At 66.3% G+C, this 26,406-nt stretch carries 21 protein-coding genes and 1 pseudogene; 13 read left to right on the top strand and 9 right to left on the bottom strand.

The features are described from left to right. Positions 1 to 63 precede the first annotated feature (63 nt). Together C9412_RS16830 and C9412_RS16820 are read left to right on the top strand one after the other, a co-directional pair. Complete coding sequence (locus tag C9412_RS16830; protein ID WP_107232691.1) at positions 64 to 939, top strand: LysR family transcriptional regulator; 876 nt, start codon at positions 64 to 66, stop codon at positions 937 to 939. 308 nt (positions 940 to 1,247) lie between these two features. Beyond that, positions 1,248 to 3,119, top strand: coding sequence for an ATP-binding cassette domain-containing protein (locus C9412_RS16820; protein WP_107232689.1), 1,872 nt, complete (start codon positions 1,248 to 1,250; stop codon positions 3,117 to 3,119). 196 nt (positions 3,120 to 3,315) lie between these two features. Here the strand turns inward: C9412_RS16820 and C9412_RS16815 are convergent, their stop codons facing one another. After that, positions 3,316 to 3,777 carry a cytochrome c gene (locus tag C9412_RS16815; RefSeq protein WP_019661289.1) on the bottom strand — a complete coding sequence of 154 codons (462 nt, stop codon included), beginning with the start codon at positions 3,775 to 3,777 and terminating at the stop codon, positions 3,316 to 3,318. Positions 3,778 to 3,786: 9 nt separating this feature from the next. Further along, a complete protein-coding gene (locus C9412_RS16810; protein WP_107232688.1) occupies positions 3,787 to 4,182 on the bottom strand; it encodes a c-type cytochrome in 396 nt (131 codons plus the stop codon). Positions 4,183 to 4,387: 205 nt separating this feature from the next. On the opposite strand from C9412_RS16810, the gene C9412_RS16805 reads away from it, so the two are divergent. The 3 genes and pseudogenes from C9412_RS16805 (at position 4,388) to C9412_RS16795 (ending at position 12,140) form a co-directional block, all read left to right on the top strand. Beyond that, positions 4,388 to 5,545: an efflux RND transporter periplasmic adaptor subunit gene (locus C9412_RS16805; RefSeq protein WP_107232687.1), complete on the top strand. Its 1,158-nt coding sequence runs from the start codon at positions 4,388 to 4,390 to the stop codon at positions 5,543 to 5,545. A 62-nt stretch (positions 5,546 to 5,607) separates the two neighbouring features. Then, a pseudogene (locus C9412_RS16800) lies at positions 5,608 to 9,063 on the top strand (efflux RND transporter permease subunit); the annotation flags it as partial. Further along, positions 9,060 to 12,140, top strand: coding sequence for an efflux RND transporter permease subunit (locus C9412_RS16795; RefSeq protein ID WP_107232685.1), 3,081 nt, complete (start codon positions 9,060 to 9,062; stop codon positions 12,138 to 12,140). The pseudogene C9412_RS16800 and the gene C9412_RS16795, both read left to right, overlap by 4 nt. 85 nt (positions 12,141 to 12,225) lie before the next feature. Here the strand turns inward: C9412_RS16795 and C9412_RS16790 are convergent, their stop codons facing one another. The 7 genes from C9412_RS16790 to ykgO form a co-directional block, all read right to left on the bottom strand. Continuing rightward, positions 12,226 to 13,071: a phytanoyl-CoA dioxygenase family protein gene (locus C9412_RS16790; protein ID WP_107232684.1), complete on the bottom strand. Its 846-nt coding sequence runs from the start codon at positions 13,069 to 13,071 to the stop codon at positions 12,226 to 12,228. Between the two features lie 88 nt (positions 13,072 to 13,159). After that, a complete protein-coding gene (locus C9412_RS16785; RefSeq protein ID WP_181358684.1) occupies positions 13,160 to 14,392 on the bottom strand; it encodes a TraB/GumN family protein in 1,233 nt (410 codons plus the stop codon). Continuing rightward, a complete protein-coding gene (locus C9412_RS16780; protein ID WP_107232682.1) occupies positions 14,385 to 14,915 on the bottom strand; it encodes a GNAT family N-acetyltransferase in 531 nt (176 codons plus the stop codon). Before C9412_RS16780 ends, C9412_RS16785 begins: the two co-directional genes overlap by 8 nt. 14 nt (positions 14,916 to 14,929) lie before the next feature. Then, positions 14,930 to 15,817 carry a carbon-nitrogen hydrolase gene (locus tag C9412_RS16775; RefSeq protein WP_107232681.1) on the bottom strand — a complete coding sequence of 296 codons (888 nt, stop codon included), beginning with the start codon at positions 15,815 to 15,817 and terminating at the stop codon, positions 14,930 to 14,932. A gap of 247 nt (positions 15,818 to 16,064) precedes the next feature. Next, positions 16,065 to 17,102: an agmatine deiminase family protein gene (locus C9412_RS16770; protein ID WP_107232680.1), complete on the bottom strand. Its 1,038-nt coding sequence runs from the start codon at positions 17,100 to 17,102 to the stop codon at positions 16,065 to 16,067. Positions 17,103 to 17,141: 39 nt separating this feature from the next. Next, on the bottom strand, positions 17,142 to 17,471 hold the full coding sequence (locus tag C9412_RS16765) for a hypothetical protein (protein ID WP_057498111.1): 330 nt from the start codon (positions 17,469 to 17,471) through the stop codon (positions 17,142 to 17,144). Positions 17,472 to 17,616: 145 nt separating this feature from the next. Beyond that, the gene (ykgO, locus tag C9412_RS16760; RefSeq protein ID WP_005409283.1) at positions 17,617 to 17,742 is read right to left on the bottom strand and encodes a type B 50S ribosomal protein L36; all 126 of its coding nucleotides are present in this window, start codon (positions 17,740 to 17,742) and stop codon (positions 17,617 to 17,619) included. Positions 17,743 to 17,939: 197 nt separating this feature from the next. Here ykgO and cmk point away from each other — a divergent pair, with 197 nt between their 5' ends. The 8 genes from cmk to galU all read left to right on the top strand — a co-directional run bounded on the left by cmk (position 17,940) and on the right by galU (position 26,226). Then, a complete protein-coding gene (gene cmk, locus C9412_RS16755; protein WP_065199123.1) occupies positions 17,940 to 18,617 on the top strand; it encodes a (d)CMP kinase in 678 nt (225 codons plus the stop codon). 198 nt (positions 18,618 to 18,815) lie between these two features. Further along, a complete protein-coding gene (gene rpsA, locus C9412_RS16750; RefSeq protein ID WP_057498113.1) occupies positions 18,816 to 20,501 on the top strand; it encodes a 30S ribosomal protein S1 in 1,686 nt (561 codons plus the stop codon). An 89-nt stretch (positions 20,502 to 20,590) separates the two neighbouring features. Next, positions 20,591 to 20,896, top strand: coding sequence for an integration host factor subunit beta (locus C9412_RS16745; protein ID WP_005409286.1), 306 nt, complete (start codon positions 20,591 to 20,593; stop codon positions 20,894 to 20,896). Between the two features lie 75 nt (positions 20,897 to 20,971). Next, the gene (locus tag C9412_RS16740; RefSeq protein WP_107232679.1) at positions 20,972 to 21,256 is read left to right on the top strand and encodes a lipopolysaccharide assembly protein LapA domain-containing protein; all 285 of its coding nucleotides are present in this window, start codon (positions 20,972 to 20,974) and stop codon (positions 21,254 to 21,256) included. Positions 21,257 to 21,262: 6 nt separating this feature from the next. Beyond that, positions 21,263 to 22,441 carry a lipopolysaccharide assembly protein LapB gene (gene lapB / locus C9412_RS16735; RefSeq protein ID WP_057498115.1) on the top strand — a complete coding sequence of 393 codons (1,179 nt, stop codon included), beginning with the start codon at positions 21,263 to 21,265 and terminating at the stop codon, positions 22,439 to 22,441. Positions 22,442 to 22,444: 3 nt separating this feature from the next. Further along, the gene (locus C9412_RS16730) at positions 22,445 to 23,434 is read left to right on the top strand and encodes a glycosyltransferase family 4 protein (RefSeq protein WP_107232678.1); all 990 of its coding nucleotides are present in this window, start codon (positions 22,445 to 22,447) and stop codon (positions 23,432 to 23,434) included. 3 nt (positions 23,435 to 23,437) lie between these two features. After that, entirely contained in the window at positions 23,438 to 25,351 is a 1,914-nt protein-coding gene (locus C9412_RS16725) for a nucleoside-diphosphate sugar epimerase/dehydratase (protein WP_107232677.1), read from the top strand. After that, entirely contained in the window at positions 25,348 to 26,226 is an 879-nt protein-coding gene (gene galU / locus C9412_RS16720; protein WP_107232676.1) for a UTP--glucose-1-phosphate uridylyltransferase GalU, read from the top strand. Before C9412_RS16725 ends, galU begins: the two co-directional genes overlap by 4 nt. Positions 26,227 to 26,406 lie beyond the last annotated feature (180 nt).

The following is a 26,406-nucleotide window of genomic DNA, read 5'->3' as shown; positions in this document are numbered from 1 at the left end:
CGCATGATCGACCTGTAAAACGAATAATATGGGTGAAACCTACCTATCAAGCAGGTAATTGCCATGCGCCTGACCTTGCGCCAGCTGCAGGTGTTCGTCGCCATCGCCGACCACGGCAGCACCACGGCTGCGGGCCAGGCCATCGCGCTCTCGCAGTCGGCCAGCAGTGCGGCCCTGCAGGAGCTCGAAGCGCACTTCGGCACGCCGCTGTTCGACCGCATCGGACGCCGCCTGGCCCTGAACGGGCACGGCCGCGCGCTGCTGGAGCCGGCGCGCACGCTGCTGGTCAACGCTGCCGACCTCGAACGGCAGCTGGCTGCGGGCGGCGACCCGGCGCAGGGCGCCCCCCTGCGGCTTGTACTGGCCGCCAGTACCACCATCGGCAACTACCTGTTGCCGCCGCGCATCGCCGAGCTGCTGCGTCAGGCACCGCAGGCTGAGGTCGATCTGCGCATCGACAACAGTGCCGGCGTGGTCGCCGCCGTGCAGCGCCTGGATGTGGACGCCGGGCTGATCGAAGGCCCCTGCCACGAGCGCGGCCTGCAGGTGACCGCCTGGCAGCAGGACCCGCTGGTGATCGTGGCTGCCGCCGATGCCCCGGCGCGCTGGTCGCTGGAGCAGCTGCGCGGTGCACGTTGGCTGCTGCGTGAACCCGGCTCCGGTACCCGCGAGGCGGTGGAACAAGCCCTGCTGCCTCATCTGCGCGGCTTCGCGCAGACCCTGCAGCTGGGCAACACCGAAGCGATCAAGCAGGCCGCGATCGCCGGCCTCGGCCTGGCCTGCCTCTCCCGTCATGCGCTGGAGGAGCCGCTGGCGCTGGGCCGCCTGCGCATGCTCCAGACCCCGCTGCCTGCCCTGCAGCGCACGCTGTGGCTGGTACGGCATCCCGGCAAGCAATGGCTGCCGGGCCTACAGGCACTGCTGGGGGAGGTGGGGTAAGCCATCAGATTCCCATGTGTCGACCAAGGTCGACACCCACCAGAGCAGAATGCCGTTCCGACAGATCGCGGGAAACTGTCAGGGGCGGGGCGGTGTGGGTCTGCAGGACCGTTGGCGCCATGGATGGCGCCATCGAGCCCCCATGGATGGGTTTACGGCGTGTCCTGCAGACCCACACCGCCTCGCCATCCCAGAGCGAACCTGCGTTTGACGTTGACGTTGACGTTGACGTTGCCGGCCAGCGGCCGGCACTACCGCGGGTGCCGGGTGCAACCCGGCCGACGCCCGCAACCCGCTACAATGGTGGGATGCCTCTGATTACTCTGCAGAACGTCGACTTCAGCGTCGGCGGCCCGTTGTTGCTGGAAAAGGCCGAACTGTCGATCGAGCCGGGCGAACGCATCGCCCTGATCGGCCGCAACGGCGCCGGCAAATCCACCCTGCTCAAGCTGCTGTCCGGCGACCACAAGCCCGATGACGGCGAAGTCCGCGTGCAGCAGGGCGTGCGCGTCACCCGCCTGGAGCAGGAAGTGCCACACGGCGCCGCCGGTTCGGTGTTCGACGTCGTCGCCGACGGCCTGGGCGAACTGGGCCAGTGGCTGGCCGAATTCCACCACCTCAGCCATGCCGAGGTGTTCGATGGCGAAGCACTGGGCAACGTGCAGGCCAAGATCGACGCCGCCAACGGCTGGGGTCTGGACCAGCGCGTCAGCGAAACCCTGACCAAGCTCGATCTGGACGGCGAGGCCGAGTTCGGCCGCCTGTCAGGCGGCATGAAGCGCCGCGTGCTGCTGGCCCGCGCGCTGGTGTCCAGCCCCGACGTGCTGCTGCTGGACGAACCGACCAACCACCTCGACATCGAAGCCATCGACTGGCTCGAAGCGTTCCTGAAGGGCTGGAGCGGCAGCGTAGTGTTTGTCACCCATGACCGCCGCTTCCTGCGTGCGCTGGCCACCCGCATCGTCGAGATCGATCGCGGCCAGGTCACCAGCTGGCCGGGCGACTGGGCCAACTACGAGCGCCGCCGTGAGGAACGCCTCAACGCGCAGGCGCAGGAAAACGCCCGCTTCGACAAGCTGCTGGCGCAGGAAGAAGTCTGGATCCGGCAGGGCATCAAGGCCCGTCGCACCCGCGACGAGGGTCGCGTACGCCGCTTGAAGGCGATGCGCACCGAGCGTTCGCAGCGCCGCGATCTCAGCGGCAACGTCAAGATGGAAGCCGCGCAGGGCGTCAGCTCCGGCAAGAAGGTCATCGACGTCAAGGACATCTCGTTCGCCTTCGGCGAGCGCACCATGGTCCGCGACTTCACCACCACCATCCTGCGTGGCGACCGCATCGGCCTGATCGGTCCCAACGGAAGCGGCAAGACCACGCTGCTGAAGCTGCTGCTCGGTGAGCTGCAGCCGGCCAAGGGCGAAGTCAACGCCGGCACCAACCTGCAGATCGCGTACTTCGACCAGTACCGTGCGGTGCTGCGCGAAGACTGGAGCGCGATCGAGAACGTGGCCGAAGGCCGCGATTTCCTCGAGTTCAACGGCAAGCGCAAGCACGTGCATGCCTACCTGCAGGACTTCATGTTCACCCCGGAACGCGCGCGCGCGCCGATCACCCGCCTGTCCGGTGGCGAGCGCAACCGCCTGCTGCTGGCCAAGCTGTTCGCACAGCCGTCCAACCTGCTGGTGATGGACGAACCGACCAACGATCTGGACGTGGAAACCCTGGAGCTGCTGGAAGAGCTGCTGGGCGAATACACCGGCACGCTGCTGCTGGTCAGCCATGACCGTGACTTCATCGACAACGTGGTGACCTCTACGCTGGTGATGGAAGGCGACGGCGTGATCGGCGAGTACGTGGGCGGTTACAGCGACTGGCAGCGCTATGCGGCCAGTGTGGCGCCGGCTCCGACCGTAGTGGCTGCGGCCAAGCCGGCAACGGCTGCAGCGGCCGCGCCTGCCGCGCCCAAGCGCAAGCTGGCCTACAAGGAGGCGCGCGAGCTGGAGCAGCTGCCGAAGACCATCGAGAAGCTGGAAGGTGATGTCGAAGGGTTGACCTCGGCAATGAACGACCCGTCGTTCTACACCCGCAGCAGCGCAGAAGTGACCGCGCACACCCAGCAGCTGGCCAAGGTGCAGGCCGAGCTGGACGCCGCCTACGCGCGCTGGGAAGAGCTGGAAGGCTGAGCGCCTACTGTAGAGCCGAGCCCATGCTCGGCTCATCGTGATCTGGCCGGAGAGCAGCCGAGCGTAGGCTCGGCTCTACCGAGGCATGCCAGCAGGCGCTGTAGAGCCGAGCCCATGCTCGGCTGGTAGATCCACGCCATGCGTGGATATCCGGATCTGTGCGGACCAACGGTCCGCACCCACCGGGGGCCAGGGGTCACTTCACCCCGTGCAGATCCCGCAGCTGGCTCGGCCGGCTGCCGAAGTACGCCGCCAGATCGGCGATGTCCTGATCGCTCAGGTCCTTCGCCTGTGGCGTCATCAGCATGTGCTGGCGGTCACCGGCGCGGTAGGCCTGCAGGGCATGCGCCAGGTAGTCACCGTATTGCCCACCCAGCTTGGGGTAGGTCGGGTCGATCGGCGCGTTGCCGTCGGCGCCGTGGCAATCGATGCAGCTCTGGTTGGTGGCCTTGCCCTTCACCTTGGCGCGGGCCTCGCCGGCGGCCTCGCGGCCTGCAGGCAGGCCGGCCGATGAAGAAGAGCCATGTTCGCCGCTGGCATGGCCCGGGTCGGCGGCGGACTTCTCGCTGTTTTCCACCTGCGACTGCGAACAGGCGGCCAGCAGCAGGGCAACGGACAGGGCGATGGCATGACGCATCGGATGCGCGGCTTTCGACATGGGCGGGCCTTACTTGACGGTGGACAGGTAAACAGAGAGATCGGCGATCTCCTGTTCGCTGAAACTCATCGACTGCGCCTGCATCGTCGGATGCCGGCGCTTGCCCTGGCGGTACTCGGTCAGGGCCTGGGCCAGGTACTGCTGGGTCTGGCCGCCGATCTTCGGCACCCGGTAGCTGGGGTAGGCGTTCTTGTAGCCGGTGATGCCGTGGCACCCCTGGCAGGTGTAAGCCAGCACGCGGCCATTGTCGAAATTGCCGGTGGGGGCGGTGGCCGGCGGCGCAGCGGCGGGAGCCGTGGCCGGGGCAGGTGTTGCAGGAGCAGGAGCAGAAGCGGGCTGTGCGGCGGCCCCAAGGGGCAGGAGGACGGCCAGAGCGAGACAAGCGGCGAGCGGCTGCGGGCGCATGGTGTCGTTTCCGGGGATTCGGGTCTGGTCGTTCCGGCGTGGGGTACGGAACGACCCGAGTATAGCCTCAGGTTTCATCTAGCTGAAATGGGGTCGCGCCGACCAGCGGCGTGAAGGCACCATGACCTTTGGGATATGGTGTTGCCGTGAAGTGGTGCATTACTTTGCTACCACACCTGCCCACGCATCCTCCAGGGATCTGACGATGTCGCACCCAACCTTCCTGTCCGGCCGCCGCAGCGGAATCTGCGCTGCCGCACTGCTGATCTCCACCTCCCTGCTGCTGGGCGGTTGCGCCGCAGGGCCCAATTCCGAAGCCAAGGCCGCCGAAAGCAAAGACGAGAAGAAGGTCGATGCGGTGCCGGTCGAAGTGGCGGTGGCCAGCCATCGCGCGGTTGCGGCCAGCTACACCGGTACCGCCGCGCTGGAACCGCGCGCCGAATCGCAGGTGGTCGCCAAGACCTCCGGCGTGGCGCTGGCGGTGCTGGTCGAGGAAGGCCAGCGGGTCACCGCCGGGCAGCCGCTGGTGCGCCTGGATCCGGACCGCGCGCGCCTGGCCGTTGCACAGAGCGAAGCGCAGATGCGCAAGCTGGAAAACAACTACCAGCGCGCGCAGAAGCTGGTCGGCCAGCAGATGGTCAGTGCCGCCGATGTCGACCAGCTGCGCTACGACTTGGAAAACGTCCGCGCGCAGTACCGCCTGGCCACGCTGGAACTGTCCTACACCACAGTGGTGGCGCCGATTTCCGGCGTGATCGCGTCGCGTTCGATCAAGACCGGCAACTTCGTGCAGATCAACACGCCGATCTTCCGCATCGTCGACAACTCGCGGCTGGAAGCCACGCTCAACGTGCCCGAACGCGAACTGGCCACCCTGCGCGCCGGCCAGCCGGTGACGCTGGCCGCCGACGCACTGCCGGGGCAGAGCTTCACCGGCACCGTCGATCGCATCGCACCGGTGGTCGATTCGGGCAGCGGCACGTTTCGCGTGGTCAGCGCCTTCGACGGCGCTGCGCATGCGTTGCAGCCGGGCATGTTCGGGCGCATCCGCATCGATTACGACCAGCGCGCAGATGCCCTGGTGGTGCCACGCCTGGCACTGCTCGACGACGGCGAACCTGCCGTGTTCCGGGTGCGCGCAGGCAAGGTCGCACGCGTTGCGGTCAAGCTGGGTTACGCCGAAGGGCCGTGGGTGGAGATCCGTGAGGGCCTGGCGGCCGGTGATCAGGTGGTCACCGCCGGCAAGGTTGCGCTGCGCGATGGCACCACGGTGCAGGTGATCGCTGATCCGAAGGCGAAGACGGTGGCGGCGGCAGGCACGCCGGCCGCCAAGCCGGCAGACAAGGCCGGGAGCACGCAATGACCACCCCGGGCCACGACCACGGTGCCTCGCCGGCGAGCGAGCGCGCCGCCTCCGGCATGCGCGGCGGCCTGGTGGAGTTCGCCACCCGCCGCCGCGTCACCATCGCCATGTGCACCGTCACGCTGCTGCTGTTCGGCTTGATTGCGCTGGGCAACCTCAAGGTCAATCTGCTGCCGGACCTGAGCTATCCGACGCTGACCGTGCGTACCGAATACACCGGTGCCGCACCAACCGAAATCGAAACCCTGATCAGCCAGCCGGTGGAAGAAGCGGTGGGCGTGGTCAAGAACCTGCGCAAGCTGAAGTCGGTCTCGCGTACCGGCCAGAGCGACGTGGTGCTGGAGTTTGCCTGGGGCACCAACATGGACCAGGCCAGCCTGGAAGTGCGCGACAAGATGGAAGCGCTGAACCTGCCGCTGGAGGCCAAGGCGCCGGTGCTGCTGCGCTTCAATCCGTCCACCGAGCCGATCATGCGCCTGGTGCTGTCGAACAAGACCGCAGCGGCCACCGACGCCGATGCGATCCGCGAGCTGACCGGCCTGCGCCGCTACGCCGATGAAGACCTGAAGAAGAAGCTCGAGCCGGTCACCGGCGTGGCTGCGGTGAAGGTCGGCGGTGGCCTGGAAGACGAAATCCAGGTCGACATCGACCAGCAGAAGCTGGCGCAGCTGAACCTGCCCATCGACACCGTCATCAAGCGCCTGAAGGACGAGAACATCAACATCTCCGGCGGCCGCCTGGAGGAAGGTTCGCAGCGCTTCCTGGTGCGCACCGTCAACCAGTTCGCCGACCTGGAGGAGATCCGCAACCTGCTGGTCACCACCCAGGCATCCAACGGCAGTGCAGCCGACTCGGCCCTGCAGCAGATGTTCAACATCGCCGCCTCGACCGGCTCGGCGGCCGCCATCGCGGCGGCGTCGGCGGCGCAGAGCGCTTCGTCCGGTGGCGCCTCCAGCGTGGTCGCCAATGGCGTGCCGGTGCGTCTGAAGGACGTGGCCAGCGTGCGCCAGGGCTACAAGGAACGCGAAGCGATCATCCGCCTGGGCGGCAAGGAATCGGTCGAGCTGGCCATCTACAAGGAAGGCGACGCCAACACCGTTGCCACCGCCGAGGCGTTGCGCAAGCGGCTGGAGCAGATCAAGACCACCTTCCCCTCCGATGTCGAGCTGACCACCATCGAGGACCAGTCACGCTTCATCGAGCACGCCATCGCCGACGTGAAGAAAGATGCGGTGATCGGCGGCCTGCTGGCCATCCTCATCATCTTCCTGTTCCTGCGTGATGGCTGGAGCACGTTCGTGATCAGCCTGTCGCTGCCGGTCTCGATCATCGCCACGTTCTTCTTCATGGGCCAGCTCGGCCTGAGCTTGAACGTGATGTCGCTGGGCGGCCTGGCACTGGCCACCGGCCTGGTGGTGGACGATTCGATCGTGGTGCTGGAAAGCATTGCCAAGGCCCGCGAGCGCGGGCTGGGGATCCTGCAGGCGGCCATTGCCGGTACCCGCGAGGTCAGCATGGCGGTGGTTGCTTCCACGTTGACCACCATCGCGGTGTTCCTGCCGCTGGTGTTCGTTGACGGTATCGCCGGCCAGCTGTTCCGCGACCAGGCACTGACCGTGGCGATCGCCATTGCGATCTCGCTGCTGGTGTCGATGACGTTGATCCCGATGCTGAGCTCGCTGAAAGGGCAGCCGCCGCTGGCGTTCCCCGAGGAAGCGCCGAATGCAGCGTGGCAGCCGCAGAACCGCTGGCAGAAGCCGGTCGCGCTGGGCCGTCGTGGCGTGGTCGCGACCGCGCGCTGGGGGTTCTATGCGCTGGCCTGGCTGGTGGTGCGGCTGTGGCGCGGCGTGGTGGCGGTGATTGGCCCGGTGATGCGCAAGGCCAGCGACCTGGCGATGAAGCCCTATGCCGGCGCCGAGCGCGGTTACCTGCGCCTGCTGCCGAGCGCGCTGGCGCATCCGGGCAAGGTGCTGGGCGTGGCCACCGTCATCTTCGTGGCGACCATGGCGCTGGTGCCGATGCTCGGTGCCGACCTGATTCCGCAGCTGGCGCAGGACCGCTTCGAGATGACTGTGAAGCTGCCGGCTGGCACCCCGCTGAAGCAGACCGACGCGCTGGTGCGTGAGCTGCAGCTGGCGCATGGCAAGAGCGAAGGCGTGGACTCGCTGTACGGTGTCAGCGGCAGTGGCACCCGCCTGGATGCCAGCCCGACCGAAAGCGGCGAGAACATCGGCAAGCTGACCGTGGTGATGGAAGGTGGCGGCAACCCGCGGACCGAGGCGGCGATCACCGAGCGCCTGCGCGACACCATGACCCAGCACCCCGGTGCGCAGGTCGACTTCGCCCGGCCGGCACTGTTCAGCTTCTCCACGCCGCTGGAAATCGAACTGCGCGGGCAGGACATGGCCACCCTGGAAGTGGCCGGCCAGCGCCTGGCGGCGATGCTGCGTGGCAACGCGCACTACGCCGACGTCAAGTCGACGGTGGAAGAAGGCTTCCCGGAAATCCAGATCCGTTTCGATCAGGAGCGTGCCGGCGCGCTGGGCCTGACCACGCGCCAGATCGCCGATGTGGTGGTGAAGAAGGTGCGTGGCGACGTGGCCACCCGCTACAGCTTCCGCGACCGCAAGATCGACGTGCTGGTGCGGGCGCAGGAAGGCGACCGCGCCAGCGTGGAGAGCATCCGCCGGCTGATCGTCAATCCGGGCAGCACCCGCCCGGTCACCCTGGACGCGGTGGCCGATGTGGTCGCCACCACCGGCCCCAGCGAGATCCATCGCGCCGACCAGACCCGCGTGGCGGTGGTGTCGGCCAACCTGCGCGACATCGATCTGGGCGCGGCCATGCGCGAAGTCCAGCAGATGGTGGCCGAGCAGCCACTGGGCGCGGGCGTCGGCCTGCACATCGGCGGCCAGGGCGAGGAATTGGCGCAGGCCGCCAAGTCGCTGATCTTCGCCTTCGGCCTGGCGATCTTCCTGGTCTACCTGGTGATGGCTTCGCAGTTCGAATCGCTGCTGCACCCGTTCGTGATCCTGTTCACCATCCCGCTGGCGCTGGTCGGTGCGATCCTGGCCCTGATGCTGACCGGCAAACCCATTTCGGTGGTGGTGTTCATCGGCCTGATCCTGCTGGTCGGCCTGGTCACCAAGAACGCGATCATCCTGATCGACAAGGTGAACCAGCTGCGCGAAGCCGGCGTGGCCAAGCAGGAGGCGCTGGTGGAGGGCGCGCGTTCGCGCCTGCGGCCGATCATCATGACCACCCTGTGCACGCTGTTCGGCTTCCTGCCGCTGGCGGTGGCGATGGGCGAGGGCGCCGAGGTGCGCGCGCCGATGGCGATCACCGTGATCGGCGGCCTGCTGGTGTCGACCCTGCTGACCCTGCTGGTGATTCCGGTGGTGTACGACCTGATGGACCGCCGCGGCGATGCCTACTACCGCGAGCGTGGCCGCAAGCATGCCGGTGAGATCGAGCCGGGCGCCACCGGCAGTGCGGCGGGCGCGGAGGAACCGGCATGAGTGTTGCCGAGTTCTCCATCCGTCGTCCGGTCACCACCATCATGTGTTTCGTGTCACTGGTGGTGATCGGCCTGATCGCCTCGTTCCGGCTGCCGCTGGAGGCGCTGCCGGACATTTCCGCACCGTTCCTGTTCGTGCAGATTCCCTACACCGGTTCGACGCCGGAAGAAGTGGAGCGCACCATCATCCGCCCCGTCGAGGAATCGCTGGCGACGATGACCGGCATCAAGCGCATGCGCTCGTCGGCCACCTCCGAGGCGGCACTGATCTATATCGAGTTCAGCGACTGGGACCGCGATATCGCCATCGCCGCCTCCGATGCACGCGAACGGATCGACGCGATCCGCAGCGACCTGCCTGACGACCTGCAGCGCTACAACGTGTTCAAGTGGTCCAGCAGCGACCAGCCGGTGCTGAAGGTGCGCCTGGCCAGCACCACCGACCTGACCACTGCCTATGACATGCTCGACCGCGAGTTCAAGCGCCGGATCGAGCGCATTCCCGGCGTGGCACGGGTGGACATCACCGGCGCGCCGCCGAACGAGGTGGAGATCGCCATCGATCCCAACCGCCTCAACGCGCACGGGCTGAGCATCAACGAGCTCAGCGAACGCCTGCGCACGCTGAACTTCTCGATCTCGGCCGGGCAGATCGACGACAACGGCCAGCGCGTGCGCGTGCAGCCGGTGGGCGAGATCACCGACCTGCAGGAGATGCGCGACCTGGTGATCAACGCCAAGGGGCTGCGCCTGGGCGACATCGCCGACGTGCGCCTGAAGCCGGCTCGCATGAACTATGGGCGCCGCCTGGACGGCAACCCGGCCGTCGGACTGGACATCTTCAAGGAGCGCAGCGCCAACCTGGTGGACGTCTCGCGTGCGGCGCTGGCCGAAGTCGAAGCGATCCGCGCGCAGCCGTCGATGCGCGACGTGCAGATCAAGGTCATCGACAACCAGGGCAAGGCGGTGACCTCCTCGCTGCTGGAGCTGGCCGAGGCCGGCGCGGTCGGCCTGATCCTGTCGGTAACCGTGCTGTTCTTCTTCCTGCGCCACTGGCCATCGACGCTGATGGTGACCCTGGCCATTCCGATCTGCTTCACCATCACCCTGGGCTTCATGTACTTCGTCGGGGTGACGCTGAACATCCTGACCATGATGGGCCTGCTGCTGGCAGTGGGCATGCTGGTGGACAACGCCGTGGTGGTGGTGGAGAGCATCTACCAGGAACGCGAGCGCATGCCGGATCAGCCGCGCCTGGCCTCGATCATCGGCACCCGCAATGTGGCCATCGCCCTCAGTGCGGGCACCCTGTGCCACTGCATCGTGTTCGTGCCGAACCTGTTCGGCGAGACCAACAACATCAGCATCTTCATGGCGCAGATCGCCATCACCATCTCGGTCTCGCTGCTGGCATCCTGGCTGGTGGCGGTCAGCCTGATTCCGATGCTGTCCGCACGCATGGCCACGCCCAAGCTGGTGCACTCGCAGACCGGCGTGATCGCACGGCTGCAGCGCCGCTATGCCCACCTGCTGGACTGGTCGCTGCGCCATCGTGGCTGGAGCCTGCTGGGCATCGTGCTGGTGGTGCTGGTCAGCCTGGTGCCGATGAAGCTGACCAAGGTCGACATGTTCGGCGGTGAGGGCGGCAAGGACATCTTCATAGGCTACATGTGGAAGGGCGCCTACACCTACCGGCAGATGTCCGAGGAAGTGGCGCGGGTGGAGAACTGGATCGATGCCAACCGCGAGCGCCTGCACGTCAAGCAGGTGTACTCCTGGTACAGCGAGCAGGAAGGCAGCTCGACCGTGGTCACCCTGGACGAGAAGTACGCCAAGGACATCAAGGCACTGCAGGAAGAGCTGCGCAAGGGCCTGCCGAAGTCGGCGCGCACCGACTACTTCGTCGGCAACCAGGGCGGTGACGGCGGCGGTGGCGGCAACCAGGGCGTGCAGGTGCAGCTGGTCGGCGACTCCAGCAGCATGCTGCAGGAGATCGGCCAGGAGGTGGTGCCGCTGCTGGCGCAGCGCACCGAGCTGCGCGATGTGCGCATCGACAACGGTGAAAAGGGCGGCGAGCTGAAGGTGCGCGTCGACCGCGAGCGTGCTGCGGCGTTCGGCTTCAACGCCGAACAGGTCGCCAGCTTCGTCGGCCTGGCCCTGCGCGGTGCACCGATGCGCGAGTTCCGCCGCGGTGACAACGAGGTGCCGGTGTGGGTGCGCTTCGCCGGTGCCGAGCAGAGCAGCCCGGAAGACCTGGCCAGCTTCAGTGTGCGCACCGGCGATGGCCGCAGCGTGCCGCTGCTGAGCCTGGTCACCGTGGACGTCGGCTCGTCGGCCACCCAGATCGGCCGCACCAACCGCCAGACCACGCTGACCATCAAGGCCAATCTGGCCGAGAAGATCACCGCGCCGGATGGCCGCAAGGCGATCGAGGCGGTGCTCAAGCCGATGAACTTCCCGGCCGGCTATGGCTACACCTTCGACGGCGGCGATTACGGCAACGACGACGAGGCGATGCAGCAGATGGTGTTCAACCTGCTGATCGCGCTGGTGATGATCTACGTGGTGATGGCTGCGGTGTTCGAGTCGCTGCTGTTCCCGGCGGCGATCATGAGCGGTGTGCTGTTCTCGATCTTCGGCGTGTTCTGGCTGTTCTGGATCACCGGCACCTCGTTCGGGATCATGTCCTTCATCGGCATCCTGGTGCTGATGGGCGTGGTGGTGAACAACGGCATCGTGATGATCGAGCACATCAACAACCTGCGGCGCAGCGGCATGGGCCGCACCCAGGCACTGGTGGAAGGCTCACGCGAACGCCTGCGCCCGATCATGATGACCATGGGCACGGCGATTCTGGCGATGGTGCCGATCTCGCTGACCAACACGCAGATGTTCGGCGATGGCCCGGAGTACGCACCGATGGCCCGCGCCATTGCCGGTGGCCTGGCGTTCTCCACCGTGGTCAGCCTGCTGTTCCTGCCGACCATCTATGCGGTGCTGGATGACCTGCGCAATGCCGTGACGCGGCTGATCCGCCGTGCGCGCGGCCTGGAGGTCGTGGCGGGGACCGCGGTGTAGTGGTCGAGCTTGCTCGACCGAAATACGCGACAACGTGTTGTGGTGTGGGGGAGGCCGGTCGTAGTGGGGCGGCCTCCCCCTTTTTTCAGGCGCGCCGCAGGAACCAGGTGCGCCGTGTGTATTCATGGCCAAAATCGACCTGGCCGAAGCGGGCGATCTCACGCTCACCGCGCCGGTAGTAGCGCCAGGGCGCCTTGCTCTGTGCGGGCTTGGCGCCGTAGAACACGTCCATGTGCCCGACCGGCATCGATTTCGGAGTGACGTGCATGACCACGCTGCGACGGGTGCCGGCAGAAGGATGCGGCGCACCGCCATGGAACAGCTGCGGGTGCCACACGATCACGTCGCCCGGCTGCACATGTACCGGCTGCGCCTGCAGCCCGGCCTCCTCGCATTGGCGCGCCACCGCATCCTGGTAAGCGGCCCAGCCTTCGCCGGACATCGGGCTGACCGGCCCATCACCGAACACCTGCTGGCGCAGCGCCTGGACGTCGATGGCGGGCAGCAGGTGGCTGCCCGGCACCACACGCAGGGGGCCGTTGCTGTCGTCCACCGCATCCAGCGCGGTCCAGACGCCCAGGTAGCGTTCGCCGGGCGAGGTGCAGAACACCGGCGTGTCACGGTGCAGCGGCTGTTCCGAGCCGCGTTCGTAGTAGAGGCTGGTGTAGAGCGTGGTGGGCTCGCCGAGGAAACGGTCGCAGACATCGATGGCTGCGTTGTCGGTCAGCAGGCCGCTGATCGCATCGACCACCAGATGCAGGTTGACCACCCGGTACAAGCGCTGGTGCGCATCGAGATTGCGGCTGACTGCCTTCGGATTGCGCTGCTTGAAGCGATCGATGCGCTGGTTGATGTCCTGCACCAGGGCCGGCGCAATGGCCTGGCGGACCACCACGAAACCGTCGCGCATCAGCGCGTCATATGCATCCATTGCAGGACTCCGTCCGGGGAAGGACCGCAGTATAGCGAGGGCGCCGCCGGGCTGAGCCGGGCGGCGCCGTGGGTCGGCTGCAGCCGGCTCAGCCGGCGACCTTGCCCCACACGCGGCCGGCGGTCAGCCACAGGCCCAGCATGCTGCCCAGGTTGGTCAGCATGAAGGTCAGCACCACGCGGGTGACCCGGTTGCGGTACCAGCCCTTCAGGCTCTGCGCATCGTCACGCAGCTTGAGGAAGTCTTCGTAGGCCGGCTTGCGCAGGCGAGCTTCGACCAGCGCCGAGAACGCACCGGTGGGAATGCTCAGGCGGAACGGCTTGAACGGTGCCACCGCAATCGCGGTGAGGATGCTCAGCGGATGGCTGCCGGCCAGCAGGCAACCGAGGCCGGCCAGACCGCCGGTGTACATCGCCCAGGTCGCCAGCAGTTCGGTGCCCACGCCCAGCCCGCCGCGGTAGAAGCCGACCGCGATGCCGGTGATCACGATGGCCAGGATGCCCAGCGTGAACCAGGGGATGTTGCGCTTCTTCGGCACCGCTTCCAGCTCGGCGCGCAGCGGCGCCGGGGCGTCGGTGTCGGTTTCCAGGTAGCGCGCCAGCCCGGCCAGGTGGCCGGCACCGACCACGGCCAGCACTTCGCGCTGGTCCGGATCATGCGCTTCGCGCAGGCGCGTGGCCATGTAGCGGTCGCGTTCGCCGATGATGGTTTCGTACAGCGCCGGGCTTTCACTGGCGAACTCACCAAAGCTCGACTCCAGCATGTCGCCCTGCTTGAGCTTCTCGATCTCGTTCTCGCCCACTTCTTCGGACGAGAACAGGCCGGCGCCGAGCCCGGCCACCAGCTTCAGCTTGCCGAAGAAGCCCAGCCGCTGCGATGCGCGGCGGAAGGTCAGGCCCACTTCGCGGTCGATCAGGTGCACCGGCAGGTTGCGCTCGCGGGCCAGTTCCACCGCGCGCTTGAGCTCGGCCCCGGGCTCGATGCCCAGCTGCTCGGCCAGGCGGCGCTGGTAGGCCGACAAGGCCAGGTTGGCAGCGAACAGGGCGACGCGGCCCTTTCGGATCACCTCGACCAGATCGAGTTTGGCCAACGTATCCGGATCGCTCAGTGCCTGCAGGCGCTGTGGGTCCAGTTCCACCGCCACCGCATCGAAGCGGCCGCTGTCGATGGCCTTTTCCACGGCCTCCACGCTGGCGTGTGAGACGTGGGCGGTGCCCAGCAGGGTGTAGCGCACACCGTCGCGTTCAACGACGCGCACCGGCTGCCCGGCGAACAGGTCGTCGTTGGTTTCGGGAAGGTTTTCGGTCATGGGTTCATTCATTGGAAGGTGCGGTGTCGGCGCCATCGCCGAGCGCGCGCTGCATCTGCACGGTATCCAGCCAGCGGCCATGCTTGCGGCCCAGGCCCTGGAACACGCCCACCAGGTGGAAGCCGAAGCGTTCGTGCAGCTTGATGGAGGCGGTGTTGGTGGGCTCGCCGATCACCGCCACCATCTGCCGGTAGCCGCGTGCGGTGCAGGCGTCGATCAATCCCTGCAGCAGGGCCGTACCCACGCCCTTGCCCTGGAACGTGGCATCGACATAGACCGAGTTCTCCACGGTCCACTGGTAGGCGATGCGGGTGCGGTAGGTGTTGGCGTAGGCATAGCCGGCTACCTGGCCATCGATCTCGGCGACCAGGTAGGGGAAGCCACGGTCGATGATGTCGCGCATGCGGCGCAGCATCTCGGTCGCGTCCGGGATGTCGTACTCGTAGGTGTTGACGAAGTCGGTCACTTCCACCGCGTAGATCGCGGTGATCGCGTCGATGTCGGCCGTGCCGGCATCACGGATGAGGACGGCCATGCGCGGGCTCCGGCTCAGTCGATGTAGCGCTTGAGCAGGTCGCCGTAGGCATCGATGCGGCGATCACGCAGGAACGGCCAGATCCGGCGCACATGCTCGCTGCGCTGCAGGTCAACATCGCACAGCAGCACGGTGGCATCGGTACCGGCTTCGGCCAGGAATTCGCCCTGCGGGCCGAGCACGTGGCTGTTGCCCCAGAACTGGATGCCCGACGCGCCCAGCGGCGAGGCTTCGTGGCCGACGCGGTTGCAGCTCAGCACCGGCAGACCGTTGGCCACCGCATGGCCACGGTGGCTCAGTACCCACGCGTCGCGCTGGCGGGTCTTCTCGTCCTGCACGTCGTCCGGGTCCCAGCCGATCGCGGTCGGGTAGAGCAGCAGCTCGGCACCGGCCAGTGCCATCAGACGCGCTGCTTCCGGGTACCACTGGTCCCAGCACACCAGCACGCCCAGACGGCCCACCGAGGTATCGATCGGCGTGAAGCCGATGTCGCCCGGGGTGAAGTAGAACTTCTCGTAGAAGCCCGGATCATCGGGGATGTGCATCTTGCGGTACTTGCCGAGCAGGGTGCCGTCCTTTTCGAACACCACCGCGGTGTTGTGGTACAGGCCGGCGGCGCGGCGTTCGAACAGCGAGCCGACCAGCACCACGCCATGCTTCTTCGCCAGCGCGCCCAGGCGTTCGGTGCTGGGGCCCGGAATCGGCTCGGCCAGGTCGAACTCGTCCACCGATTCGTGCTGGCAGAAGTACGGGCCGTTATGCAGTTCCTGCAACAGCACCAGCTTGGCACCCTGGGCAGCCGCCTCGGCCACGCGTGCTTCGATCACCGCCAGGTTGGCGGTGGCATCACCGTGGTTGCGCTCCTGGATCAGGGCGACGGTAAGGGGGCTGCGCGAGTTCATGCGGGGCGTTCCTGCGGGGGAAAACCAGCATGTTAGCGCGGATGACGGGCGCCAGCGTGTCGCGCGCTGAATGGGTGCGCTCCGTCCGCCTTGCAAACGGCCGTCGAGCAAGCTCGACGCTACCAAAGGCGCCGAAGCCGTAGAGTCGAGCTTGCTCGACTGCTCTCCGGTCAGATCGCGCGGAAAGGCAGTCGAGCATGGCTCGACTCTACAAAAGCGGTGCCGGGCGGAGCCCGGCGCCAGGCCCTCAGGCCTTCAACAGCCCTGCCGGCAGCTGCATGGTGATGCAGTGCAGGCTGCCGTTCTGCCAGATCAGCGAGCGGCAGGGCACCTGCACGATCTCGCGGCCGGGGTGGGCCTGGGCCAGTACGTCGCGGGCCAGGTCATCGGCCGGGTCGCCATAGGCCGGCATCAGCACCGCGCCGTTGACGATCAGGTAATTGGCGTACGACGCGGCCAGGCGGCGGCCTTCGTCGATCACCGGCTGTGCCCACGGTAGCGGGAACAGGCGGTACGGCTGGCCGTCCTTGGTCCGCAGCGCAGCCAGTTCGTTGCCCATCGCCTGCAGTTCGGCGTAGTGCGAGTCGCTCTGGTCGTCGCAGGCCTGGTAGACAATGCTGTCGGGCGAGGCGAAGCGGGCCAGGGTGTCGATGTGGGCGTCGGTGTCGTCGCCTTCAAGGTAACCGTGGTCCAGCCACAGCACGCGGTCCTGCTGCAGCCAGTCGGCCAGATCGGCGCTCAGGCTGGCGCGGTCGCGGTCCGGGTGGCGCTCGTGCAGGCACTTCCAGGTGGTCAGCAGGGTGCCTTCACCATCGGTTTCAATGCCGCCGCCTTCCAGCGCGAACGGGATGCTGCGCACCGGCGCGTCGTTGAACACGCCGGCCTGGTCGAGCACGCCCACCAGCTGGTCATCCAGGGTGGCGTCGAACTTGCCACCCCAGCCGGTGAAGCGGAAGTCCAGCAGCTGGAAACCGCCATCGGCGCGGCGCAGGGTGATCGGGCCCGAATCGCGCAGCCAGGTATCGTCATAGGCGGCCGTGGTGAAGTGCACCTTGTCCATGTCGATGCGGTTGGAGCGGAGCCGCATTTCGGCATAGGTCTCCACATCGTCATCGGCCACGCAGATCAGCACCGGCTGGAAGCGGGTGATGGCCGCAACCAGGGCGATGTAGGTCTCTTCCACCTGGCCCAGGCGGTCGGCCCAGTCGGTGTCGGCGGTGGGCCAAGCAATCAGGACGCCGCTCTGGGCTTCCCATTCGGCAGGAAAACGAAGGGTCTGGTTCATGGTCTCGCTACACAGGCCCGCCCACGGCGGGTAAGGGGATCAACGGATCGGCGGCTTCGGGCCGATTTCGTTCGGGTCCGCCTGGTTGGCCACCACGTCGATCACCTTCTGCTTCTCGAAGTAGACGGTGAACTGCGGGTACACCCAGCGGTTGATGGTCGGCCATTGCCGCTTCTGCCCGCCGCGCGGCTGCAGCTGTTCGCTCGGCGCGCCGAACTGTGCCTGCACCTGCTGCATGCTCTGGCCGCGCACGGGCAGGGCACCGGCCGGCTTTTCGCGGGCGCGGTCGACAAGCAGGGTATCGGCCAGCGCCGGTGTGGCGGCGGCCAGGGTGGCCAGGACGGCCAATGCGGACAGGTAACGCTTCATCTCGATCTACTCCCCAGTGGTCAAGAAAGGCGATTACAGCAAAAACGGCAGGAAAAAGCCGCATAAACAAAAAACCGCCCGAAGGCGGTTTCTTGCATCGGGTCGGCCCCGCGCAGGGCCAGCCGCAGCCGGAAGGCTGTGAGGCTTAGCGCTGACGCGCCTTGAAACGCGGGTTCGACTTGCAGATGACGAAGATCTTGCCACGACGACGCACGACCTTGCAGTCACGGTGACGGGCCTTCGCCGACTTCAGGGAGGACAGGACTTTCATGGCATACCTCGGCGTAAACAGTAGTTGTTCGGGTGGAGCGTGGCCGCGATATGCGAAAGACAATCGGCAGTTGACGCTCGTTCAAGCCCGCCATTCTACCGGGCTTTTCCTCGTGGTTTCAAGTGGTTGCACAAAAGATCCCGCTGGGGGCGTCTGGCAGGGGCTAGAATGACCCCTTCACACGCTCTGGGACCCCCATGAATCCACTCGCTCCCGTCCTGACCATCGACGGCCCATCCGGGGCCGGCAAGGGTACCATCAGCCGCATCGTCGCGCGCCGGATGGGCTGGCATTACCTGGATTCGGGCGCGCTGTACCGGGCGGTGGGCGTGGCCGCCAGCTGGGCCGACATCGATACCTCCGACGCCTCGGCGCTGGTCCGCTGCACCTTTGACACCCACGTTCAGTTTGTCGAGCAGGGTGAGGCCATGCGGGTCATGGTCAACGGCACCGATGCCACCGACGAGCTGCGCCTGGAGACCACCGGCGCCCTGGCCTCGGCCATTGCCGCCATTCCGGAGGTCCGGGCCGCCCTGAAGGAGCGCCAGCGCGCATTCAGGGAATTGCCGGGCCTGGTCGCCGACGGCCGCGACATGGGTACGGTGATCTTCCCGGACGCCCCCTACAAGGTGTTCCTGACCGCCAGTGCCGAGGAGCGCGCCGAGCGCCGGCATAAGCAGTTGAAAGACAAGGGGGTTTCTGTTAACTTTGATGACCTCCTGCGCGAGATCATGGCCCGCGACGCCCGTGATGCTCAGCGTACCGTGGCGCCCCTGAAGCCGGCAGACGATGCTGTCCTCATCGACACCACAGGCATCGGCATCGCAGATGTCGTTGCCAGAGTGATGGATCTGCTTCCGGTTCCGGCTGCCTGATCCGTTCGCGCAGGAGCACTGCCAGCAATACCGGTGGTGGTCGCGCACTGCAGTGCTGTACAAGCTCCGTCGCGCAATGATGCGTGGCGGTTTTCCTACTACACACGACCTGCGTTTCCGGGGTCGACCAACAGGCGGGCGGTCGCCATTCCCCTGAAGGGGACGCCACCGACCCATGTGTCCAACAGAGTAAATCTAATGACCGAATCATTTGCCGAACTGTTTGAAGCCAGCCAGGCCAATCTGGCCAAGCTGAAGCCGGGCGCCATCGTCAGCGGTACCGTTGTTGAAGTCCGCGGCGACGTCGTGGTGATCAACGCTGGCCTGAAGTCCGAAGGCATCGTGCCGATCGAACAGTTCCGTAACGACGCTGGCGAAATCGACGTCGCCGAAGGCGACATCGTCAAGGTCGCCCTCGACTCGATCGAGAACGGCTTCGGCGAAACCGTCCTGTCGCGCGAGAAGGCCAAGCGCGCGATGGTGTGGGACGAGCTGGAAGAAGCGTTGGAAAAGAACGAAACCATCACCGGCCGCATCAGCGGCAAGGTCAAGGGTGGTTTCACCGTGGACATCAAGGATGTCCGCGCCTTCCTGCCGGGTTCCCTGGTCGATGTGCGCCCGGTGCGCGATCCGGCCTACCTGGAAGGCAAGGAGCTCGAGTTCAAGCTCATCAAGCTGGACCGCAAGCGTAACAACGTCGTGGTCTCGCGCCGCGCTGTCGTCGAAAGCGAGCACTCGGAAGAGCGCGAGCAGCTGATGGACAAGCTGCAGGAAGGCGCGATCCTGAAGGGTGTCGTCAAGAACCTGACCGACTACGGCGCGTTCGTGGACCTGGGCGGTATCGACGGCCTGCTGCACATCACCGACATGGCATGGAAGCGCGTGCGCCATCCGTCCGAAGTCGTCAACGTCGGCGACGAGCTGGACGTGCGCGTGCTGAAGTTCGACCGCGAGCGCAACCGCGTTTCGCTGGGCCTGAAGCAGCTGGGCGAAGATCCGTGGGATAACATCGCCCGTCGTTACCCGGCCAACAGCCGCGTCTTCGGCAAGGTCTCCAACGTCACCGATTACGGCGCGTTCGTTGAGATCGAGCCGGGCGTCGAAGGCCTGGTGCACGTCTCCGAGATGGATTGGACCAACAAGAACGTCAACCCGTCCAAGGTTGTGCAGGTTGGTGACGAAGTCGAAGTGATGGTGCTGGACGTCGATGAAGAGCGTCGCCGTATCTCGCTGGGCATGAAGCAGGTTGCCGCCAATCCGTGGGAAACCTTCGCTGCCACCCACAAGAAGGGTGACAAGGTGTCGGGCCAGATCAAGTCGATCACCGACTTCGGCATCTTCATCGGCCTGGACGGCGGCATCGACGGCCTGGTCCACCTGTCCGACATCAGCTGGAACACCACCGGCGAAGACGTCGTTCGCAACTTCAAGAAGGGCGACACCCTGGACGCTGTTGTCCTGGCCGTCGATCCGGAACGCGAGCGCATCTCCCTGGGCGTGAAGCAGCTGGAGCAGGATCCGTTCGGCCAGTACATGGCTGCCAATCCGAAGGGCTCCAAGGTCGAAGGCGTGGTGAAGGAAGTCGACGCCAAGGGCGCGATCATCGAGCTGGCTGACGGCATCGAAGGTTACGTCTCGGCACGCGACATCGCCAACGAGCGCGTTGACGACGCCACCCAGCACCTGAAGGTCGGCGACAAGGTCGAAGCCAAGTTCGTGGGCATGGACCGCAAGGGCCGCACCCTGCAGCTGTCGATCAAGGCCAAGGACGACGCTGAAATGCGCGAAGTGCTGGAGGAATACCAGTCCTCTTCGGCTTCCAGCGGCACCACCCAGCTGGGCGCGCTGCTGCGTGCACAGCTGAACGGCAACAAGTCCGAGTAATATCGGCCTGTAGCTGTTCGTTGTTTCCTGGACGGCCCGGGCATTGCCCGGGCCGTTTCAGGCTGAGTGACCCCTGATGTGAGCCGGCGATGACCAAATCCGAACTGATCGAAATCCTCGCGCGCCGCCAGGCGCACCTGAAGGCCGATGATGTCGATCTGGCGGTAAAGTCGTTGCTGGAAATGATGGGCGGTTCGCTGTCCGCCGGGGATCGCATCGAAATCCGTGGTTTTGGCAGCTTCTCGCTGCACTACCGGCCGCCGCGCCTGGGTCGCAACCCGAAGACCGGCGAATCGGTCGCCCTGCCGGGCAAGCACGTTCCCCATTTCAAGCCGGGCAAGGAACTGCGCGAGCGGGTCAGCAGCGTGCTGCCGCTGGACGCCGATCCGGCCTGAGCCCCGTCGCGCCACCGCGTGCGAATCCAGCCGCGAGTCGGATAAGCTACGGACTCCTGCCACTGGAGCTCTCGCATGAAGGTGTTTCGTATGCTGGTCCTGCTGGCGGTGCTGATCCTTGGATTGATCATCGGTGCGGTCAACATGACCGCGATGTCGATCAACCTGCTGTTTACCCAACTGCACACCTCGGTGGGCGTGGCCCTGATCGCCGCGCTGCTGGTCGGTGTCGTGGTCGGTGCCGGCCTGGTGCTGGTGAGCGTGGTCATTCCGCTCTACAGCCAGCTGCGCCGCGCCAACAAGTCCGCTGCCGCCTCGCCGGCACCGGTTGCCTCCCCCCAATCCTTTGATGGACGCTGATCGAAGATGGATTTCGTCACCGAGTGGTTCTGGTTCTTCCTGTTCGTCCCGCTGGCCGCTCTGGCCGGATGGGTGATCGGACGGCGTGGCGGTCAGCGCCACGGTGACAACCAGGTCAGCCGCCTGTCCAGCACCTACTTCCGCGGCCTGAACTACCTGCTCAACGAGCAGCCGGACAAGGCCATCGAGCTGTTCCTGCATATCGCCGAGCTGGACAAGGAAACCTTCGAGACCCAGGTCGCGCTGGGCCATCTGTTCCGCCGCCGCGGCGAAGTCGATCGTGCCATCCGCCTGCACCAGGGCCTGGTCAACCGCAGCGACCTCAGTGACGCGCAGCGCGTGCAGGCCCTGCTGGCGCTGGGCGAGGACTACATGAAGTCCGGTCTGCTGGACCGGGCCGAGACGGTCTTCACCGAACTGGCCCAGCTCGACCAGCGCGCACCGCAGGCGCTCAAGCATCTGATCGGCATCTACCAGGCCGAGCGTGACTGGGAAAAGGCGATCGACAACGCCACCCGTTTCGAAGACGTCACCGGCGAGCCGATGGGCAAGCTGATCGGGCAGTTCGAGTGCGAGCTGGCCGAACGCTTCCGTGGCGCCGGCAAGCTGGAAGAGGCGAGGGCGGCCATCGCCCGCGCCTACCAGGCCGATGCGATGTCGGTGCGTGCCGGCATCATCGAAGGCCGCCTGGAAACCGATGCCGGCAATTCCGAAGCGGCCGTGCGCGCGTTCGAGCGTGCCGCCCGCAACGACCCCGAGTACCTGCCCGAGCTGCTGCCGGCGCTGATGCAGAACTACCGCAAGGTGGGCGACCTGGCGGGCGCGCGTGCGTTCCTGTCGGAAATGACCGAGCACTACCGTGGCATCGCCCCGGTGCTGGCACTCACCCGCCTGATGGAAGAGCAGGAGGGCGTGGCGCCGGCACGGGCCTATCTCGGCCGCCAGTTGAAGGACCGCCCCTCGGTGCGCGGCGAGTCGGCGCTGATCGACCTGACCCTGGCCGAAGGTGCCGATTCCACGGCCACCCTGCACGACCTCAAGCACATCACCGACCAGCTGCTGGTACGCAACCCGGCCTATCGTTGCACGCGCTGCGGCTTCGGTGCGCGCACCCATCACTGGCAGTGCCCGAGCTGCAAGGAATGGGGTACGGTCAAGCCGCTGCTGAACTACGCGGTGCTCTGATCCATGCCGTGGCTTGTGATGGCGTCGCTGCTGGCGCTTGCGCTGCTCAGCGCCGCGCTGACCTGGGCGGCGCGCGGTTACGCCGTGCGCCGGCAGTTGCTGGACCAGCCCGGCGAGCGCCGCAGCCATAGCGTTGCCACGCCCCGCGGTGGTGGCATTGCCATTGTCATCAGCCTGCTGGTGGCCGCCGGCGCGGCCATGTGGGCCTGGCCGCAGGCCACGCCCAGCCTGCTGGTGGCCAGCCTCGGGCTGGTGCTGGTGGCCGGCATTGGTTGGTGGGACGACCACAGGCCGCTGCCGGCGATGCGCCGGCTGATGGTGCACTTCATCGCCGCCGCGCTGCTGGCGGGGCTGGTCAAGGTGCACGGCGGCAGCTGGCTGCTGGCGGTGCTGGTGCTGCTGTTCACCGCCTCGCTGATCAACATCTGGAACTTCATGGACGGCATCAACGGTATCGCCGCCAGCCAGGCCGTGGTGGCCGCGCTGGGGCTGGCGCCGGTGCTGCCGTGGCCGTACTCGCTGGCGGCCATCGCCCTGGGCCTGGCCTGCCTGGGTTTCCTGCCGTTCAACTTCCCCCGGGCCCGGATCTTCATGGGCGATGTCGGTAGTGGCGCGCTTGGCTATGCGGTCGCCGTGGTGCTGGCCATCGCCAGCGTGCGTACCGATATCAACTGGATCCTGCTGCTGGTGCCCATTTCGCCGTTCCTCGTGGACGCAGGCTTCACACTGCTGGCGCGCATCATTTCCGGACAACGCTGGATGGAACCCCATACCCAGCACGTCTACCAGCGCGCGGTGCAGGCAGGAGCCAGTCACCCCCAGGTGACAGGGATGTACTTTGCTTTGGGCCTGTTCAGTATTACAGTGTTCAATGTCTGCTCGAATCTGCAGCCGAGGTGGGAGGCTGTCGTGGCGGTCGCGTGGTTCATCGCGCTGACTGTCCTTTGGCTCCTCCTGCGCAATGGAATGCGCCATCGACAAGGAACTACCTGACTTATGGCTTCACCCTGGCGGGACAGAATTCTCGGCCTGATGCCGCGTTCGGCCATCGTCTGCCACGACCTGTTCATGGTCTGGGCATGCTGGCAGTTGCTCCATGCAGGTCGCTACTCGATCCTGCCCAACGCGCCGGCCTTGCCGCTCTGGAATGTCGATACCACCCTGGTGCTGCTGCTGCAGGGCCTGGTGTTCTGGCGGGTGGGCCTGTATCGCGGGCTGTGGCGTTTCGCCAGCGTCAGCGACCTGCTGAACATCTTCAAGGCCAGCTTCATCGGCATGGTTGCCATCGTCCTGGTGCTGATGTGGAAGCGCTTCGACGGCGTGCCGATGTCGGTGCTGGTGATCTATCCCTTCGCGCTGTCGGCGCTGCTGGGCGCACCGCGCCTGTTGTACCGGGCCTGGAAGGACTACCAGGCACTGCAGTCCGATTCCAGCGCGCGCCGGGTACTGATTCTGGGCGCCGGTCAGGCGGCCGAAACCCTGGTGCGCGACCTGCGCCGCTCCGGCAATTTCGAGCCGGTCGGCCTGCTCGACGACGCCCCGCACCTGCGTGGGGCCAAGCTGCAGGGCCTGCCGATCCTGGGCACGCTGGACGATGCGCCGACCGTGGTGCGCGAAACCGCGGCCAAGCTGCTGGTCATCGCCATTCCATCGCTGGATGCCGCTGGCATGCAGCGGGTGGTCGCCATCTGTGAAAGCACCGGCGTGCCGTTCCGCACCGTGCCCAAGCTCAGCGACATCCTGCAGGGCCAGTCGTTGCCGGGCCAGCTGAAGGAAGTGGCGATCGAAGACCTGCTGGGGCGCAAGCCGATCATGCCGGACTGGAACCTGATCCGGGGCTGGCTGGGCGGACGCACCATCATGGTGACCGGCGCCGGTGGCTCGATCGGCTCCGAGCTGTGCCGGCAGTGCGCGCGACATGGCGCCGGCCGCATCATCCTGCTGGAAATCAGCGAGCTACTGCTGCTGACCATCGAAGGCGAGCTGCGCCGCAGCTTCCCCGATGTCGAGATCGAGGCCGTACTCGGCGATTGCGGCGACCCGGCGGTGATCCGTCACGCGTTGTCGCTGCATCCGGTCGATACCGCCTTCCACGCTGCCGCCTACAAGCACGTGCCGGTGCTGGAACGGCAGCTGCGCGAAGCGGTGCGCAACAACATCCTGGCGACTGAGAACGTGGCCCGCGCGTGCCTGGAGGCACGGGTGGAGCATTTCGTGTTCATCTCCACCGACAAGGCGGTCGATCCGGTCAACGCGCTGGGTGCGAGCAAGCGCTACGCCGAGATGATCTGCCAGAGCCTGGACCAGAAGTCCACGCACACCCGTTTCGTCACGGTCCGCTTCGGCAACGTGCTGGCCTCGGCGGGCAGCGTGGTGCCGCTGTTCCGCGAACAGATCCTGCGGGGCGGTCCGATCACCGTCACCGACCCGGAAGTCAGCCGCTACTTCATGACCATCCCCGAGGCCTGCCAGCTGATCCTGCAGGCGGCCGCCTCGGCGTCGCATGGCGCCATCTATACGCTGGACATGGGCGAGCCTGTGCCGATCCGCGTGCTGGCCGAGCAGATGATCCGCCTGACCGGCAAGCAGCCGTACAAGGACATCCAGATCATCTACACCGGCCTGCGCCCCGGCGAGAAGCTGCACGAGACGCTGTTCTATTCGGACGAGGATTATCGTTCGACCGCGCATCCGAAAATTCTCGAAGCCGGCGTACGCGCGTTCTCGCGCGACCTGGTGCTGGGCAACGTGCCGCGCCTGCGCGAGGCGATCGCCACCTACGACACCACCAGCATCCAGGAAATCCTGTTCACGACGATGCCGGAGTTCTCGCCGATCGAACAGGACGCTTACATTTCATCCGCTAAAGTCGTGCCTTTCCCGGCACGTGAGGCCAACAGGCACCAATGAGCAAGCGAATTCGCAAGGCAGTATTTCCCGTGGCAGGGCTGGGCACACGTTTTCTGCCCGCAACCAAGACCGTGCCCAAGGAGATGCTGCCGATCATTGATCGCCCGCTGATCCAGTACGCGGTGGACGAGGCCATTGAAGCGGGCTGCGACACGCTGGTGTTCATCACCAACCGCTACAAGCACGCGGTGGCCGATTATTTCGACAAGGCCTACGAGCTGGAGCAGAAGCTCGAACGCGCCGGCAAGCAGGAACAGCTGGAGATGATCCGCCACGTGCTGCCCAACGGCGTGCGTGCGGTGTTCGTCACCCAGGCCGAAGCCCTGGGTCTGGGCCATGCGGTGCTCTGCGCCAAGGCGGTGATCGGCGACGAGCCGTTTGCCGTGCTGCTGCCGGACGACCTGATCTGGAACCGTGGCGCCGGCGCGCTGAAGCAGATGGCCGATCTCAACGAAGCCAGCGGTGCCAGCGTGATCGCGGTGGAAGACGTGCCGCATGACAAGACCGCCAGCTATGGCATCGTCGCCACCGAGGCGTTCGATGGCCGCAAGGGTCGTATCTCGCAGATCGTGGAGAAGCCCAAGCCGGAGGACGCGCCGAGTGATCTGGCCGTGGTCGGCCGCTATGTGCTGAGCCCGAAGATCTTCGAACTGCTGGAGCAGACCGGCAGTGGTGCCGGTGGCGAGATCCAGCTGACCGATGCGATCGCGCAGCTGCTGAAGACCGAACAGGTCGACGCCTATCGCTTCGAGGGCACCCGTTTCGACTGCGGTACGCACCTGGGTCTGGTCGAGGCGACGATCCGCTTCGCGCTGGACAACCCGAAGCTGGCCGGCCCGGCGCGGGAGAAGCTGGCGGCGATGCTGGCGGAATAAGGGTTTTTCAAGCGCTCCGTCAGCGCCTTCGTGCGAAAGTGGGGGAGGCGCGGGCAGTCCGCTGCAGGACATGCCGTAAACCCCCCTCCGGGGTCCGGCCCAGCCGCTGGCGGCTGTGCGTTCGGGCGCTTGCGAAGCAGTGCTTCGCAAGCAAAGCGCCCTCACCCATGGGGGCTCGAT

It is taken from the genome of Stenotrophomonas sp. Nf1 (genome assembly GCF_003028475.1).
Classification (GTDB): domain Bacteria; phylum Pseudomonadota; class Gammaproteobacteria; order Xanthomonadales; family Xanthomonadaceae; genus Stenotrophomonas.
This window is presented reverse-complemented; position numbering and strand designations above follow the sequence as displayed.

What these genes read in the sequence shown, in the direction of transcription:
- C9412_RS16725 (WP_107232677.1), top strand. Translation starts at nt 23,438, where the DNA reads ATGGCTTCACCCTGGCGGGACAGAATTCTCGGCCTGATGCCGCGTTCG.
- C9412_RS16730 (WP_107232678.1), top strand. Translation starts at nt 22,445, where the DNA reads ATGCCGTGGCTTGTGATGGCGTCGCTGCTGGCGCTTGCGCTGCTCAGC.
- galU (WP_107232676.1), top strand. Translation starts at nt 25,348, where the DNA reads ATGAGCAAGCGAATTCGCAAGGCAGTATTTCCCGTGGCAGGGCTGGGC.
- C9412_RS16830 (WP_107232691.1), top strand. Translation starts at nt 64, where the DNA reads ATGCGCCTGACCTTGCGCCAGCTGCAGGTGTTCGTCGCCATCGCCGAC.
- C9412_RS16780 (WP_107232682.1), bottom strand. Translation starts at nt 14,915, where the DNA reads ATGGCCGTCCTCATCCGTGATGCCGGCACGGCCGACATCGACGCGATC.
- C9412_RS16805 (WP_107232687.1), top strand. Translation starts at nt 4,388, where the DNA reads ATGTCGCACCCAACCTTCCTGTCCGGCCGCCGCAGCGGAATCTGCGCT.
- ykgO (WP_005409283.1), bottom strand. Translation starts at nt 17,742, where the DNA reads ATGAAAGTCCTGTCCTCCCTGAAGTCGGCGAAGGCCCGTCACCGTGAC.
- C9412_RS16810 (WP_107232688.1), bottom strand. Translation starts at nt 4,182, where the DNA reads ATGCGCCCGCAGCCGCTCGCCGCTTGTCTCGCTCTGGCCGTCCTCCTG.
- lapB (WP_057498115.1), top strand. Translation starts at nt 21,263, where the DNA reads ATGGATTTCGTCACCGAGTGGTTCTGGTTCTTCCTGTTCGTCCCGCTG.
- C9412_RS16765 (WP_057498111.1), bottom strand. Translation starts at nt 17,471, where the DNA reads ATGAAGCGTTACCTGTCCGCATTGGCCGTCCTGGCCACCCTGGCCGCC.
- C9412_RS16775 (WP_107232681.1), bottom strand. Translation starts at nt 15,817, where the DNA reads ATGAACTCGCGCAGCCCCCTTACCGTCGCCCTGATCCAGGAGCGCAAC.
- C9412_RS16815 (WP_019661289.1), bottom strand. Translation starts at nt 3,777, where the DNA reads ATGTCGAAAGCCGCGCATCCGATGCGTCATGCCATCGCCCTGTCCGTT.
- cmk (WP_065199123.1), top strand. Translation starts at nt 17,940, where the DNA reads ATGAATCCACTCGCTCCCGTCCTGACCATCGACGGCCCATCCGGGGCC.
- C9412_RS16740 (WP_107232679.1), top strand. Translation starts at nt 20,972, where the DNA reads ATGAAGGTGTTTCGTATGCTGGTCCTGCTGGCGGTGCTGATCCTTGGA.
- rpsA (WP_057498113.1), top strand. Translation starts at nt 18,816, where the DNA reads ATGACCGAATCATTTGCCGAACTGTTTGAAGCCAGCCAGGCCAATCTG.
- C9412_RS16820 (WP_107232689.1), top strand. Translation starts at nt 1,248, where the DNA reads ATGCCTCTGATTACTCTGCAGAACGTCGACTTCAGCGTCGGCGGCCCG.
- C9412_RS16790 (WP_107232684.1), bottom strand. Translation starts at nt 13,071, where the DNA reads ATGGATGCATATGACGCGCTGATGCGCGACGGTTTCGTGGTGGTCCGC.
- C9412_RS16795 (WP_107232685.1), top strand. Translation starts at nt 9,060, where the DNA reads ATGAGTGTTGCCGAGTTCTCCATCCGTCGTCCGGTCACCACCATCATG.
- C9412_RS16770 (WP_107232680.1), bottom strand. Translation starts at nt 17,102, where the DNA reads ATGAACCAGACCCTTCGTTTTCCTGCCGAATGGGAAGCCCAGAGCGGC.
- C9412_RS16745 (WP_005409286.1), top strand. Translation starts at nt 20,591, where the DNA reads ATGACCAAATCCGAACTGATCGAAATCCTCGCGCGCCGCCAGGCGCAC.
- C9412_RS16785 (WP_181358684.1), bottom strand. Translation starts at nt 14,392, where the DNA reads ATGAATGAACCCATGACCGAAAACCTTCCCGAAACCAACGACGACCTG.